Source organism: Intestinibacter sp., assembly GCF_051866655.1.
In the GTDB taxonomy this organism is placed as follows: Bacteria; Bacillota; Clostridia; order Peptostreptococcales; family Peptostreptococcaceae; genus Intestinibacter.
On the sequence record NZ_JBJDXL010000105.1, the window covers coordinates 1 to 1,547 of the forward strand.

Below are 1,547 nucleotides of genomic sequence, written 5' to 3' on the forward strand. Positions count from 1 at the left end.
ATATGCATATCTGCTTCTGGAAATGAATACCCGCAAAAGATTAAAACATCGCTGTCTCTAAGCGCTTTTTCTGATTTATTCCAAACAGTGCTTAAAAATACATTCGACATATTTTTAAAGTAAGTCGGTGGCACTATTATTGGAACAGTCAATTCACCACAGTTTAGACATTCTGACTGTTTGATATGCTCTATTATCCTCATTACGCCTCCTTCATACGGTGTTAGAGTTATACTGTTGCATATAGGACAGTAGAGCCAGTTTAATGAGCCGTGAATTTTATATAGATTTACCATTTGTCCCTCTGGTCTCTTCCACGAATTTTTGCTGAAATTAAAATTTGCAAAATCTATACCATAATTTAACATTATCGGTAAATTTTTTTCGTCATACAAGCTTCCAATAGCATTATCTATATGTATATCGTAATTTGCGCTTATAAAGTTAGTATCGTAAATTAGACCCTCCTTTACTAAGTTAGAGACAAGCATCTCGTGATAATTATTGCTAGAGCTATTTGCATTATTTAAAGTATAGGCAGTCAACATTATCAAGCATTGTCTTATATACGATATGCTGGTATTATTGCTGTCGTTGTAGCTTTCTGTTTTGTAATGCTTAAATGATTCTCTTTTTTGCTCTGCTAAATCGAGTACTCCTAAAACCTCTTCAAAGGTCGGAAAATTAATATTATCTATATCGTCATTTATTACATCTATAAAAAATAAATCTTTAAAAAACTTAGCCAATTCTCTATTCATCTTTTTATCTTTATCCTTTGGCAGTATATATTTAAAATAATGTGAAAACAATTCATTTTGTATAGGTAAATTTTCTGCTGCAGAAGCTCCTGCTCCTAAAAAAATAGTAATATTCATGAATCCTTAAAACCCTCCAAAAATAAATTTACTTAGCAATTATAATTATTATACTACAATTAAAACTAAAAAATTAACAAAAAAATGCTCCTATTATATAATAATAGTTTTTATTTATTATTATCATAATAAGAGCAAATTATTTTTATTTATTGTTTAATTTCTTTATAGCTTGAATAGCCTTTAGAGTTCCCATTTTTGAGTGGTCAAAAGTAAGTCCTCCTTGGAAGTATACGTTATATGGTGGTCTAATTGGAGCGTCTGCACTAAGCTCTATTGAAGAGCCTTGAACAAATGCACCTGCCGCCATTATTACCTCGTCTTCGTATCCTGGCATCGCCCATGGAACTGGTTTTACATAAGAGTCTACTGGCGCTGCTGCTTGTACTCCTTGGCAGAAGCTTATTACTTCATCAGCGTTGTGAAGCTTTACAACTTGTATTATGTCGCTTCTTAAATCGTCGTATTTAGGAAGTACTTCGTATCCTAATTTTTCAAAAGCTCTAGCACAGAATATAGCACCCATTACAGCTTGAGATGTAACATATGGAGCCATGAAGAACCCTTGAAGTACGTTTCTTGTAGTTCCAAAAGTAAGTCCACATTCCTTACCTATTCCAGGTGAAGTCAATCTATAAGATATAAGCTCTACTAAATCAGCTCTACCTG

General features: G+C 32.7%; 2 protein-coding genes. Both read right to left on the reverse strand.

Annotation, left to right across the window (positions count from 1 at the left end):
• Nucleotides 1-878, reverse strand: an 878-nt coding sequence (locus tag ACI3VO_RS02715) for an SIR2 family protein (protein ID WP_439756440.1), incomplete at its 3' end; no start/stop codon positions are given.
• A 145-nt stretch (nt 879-1,023) separates the two neighbouring features.
• Nucleotides 1,024-1,547 (reverse strand): methionine gamma-lyase family protein (locus ACI3VO_RS02720; protein ID WP_439756441.1); only part of this gene is annotated, 524 nt, incomplete at its 5' end.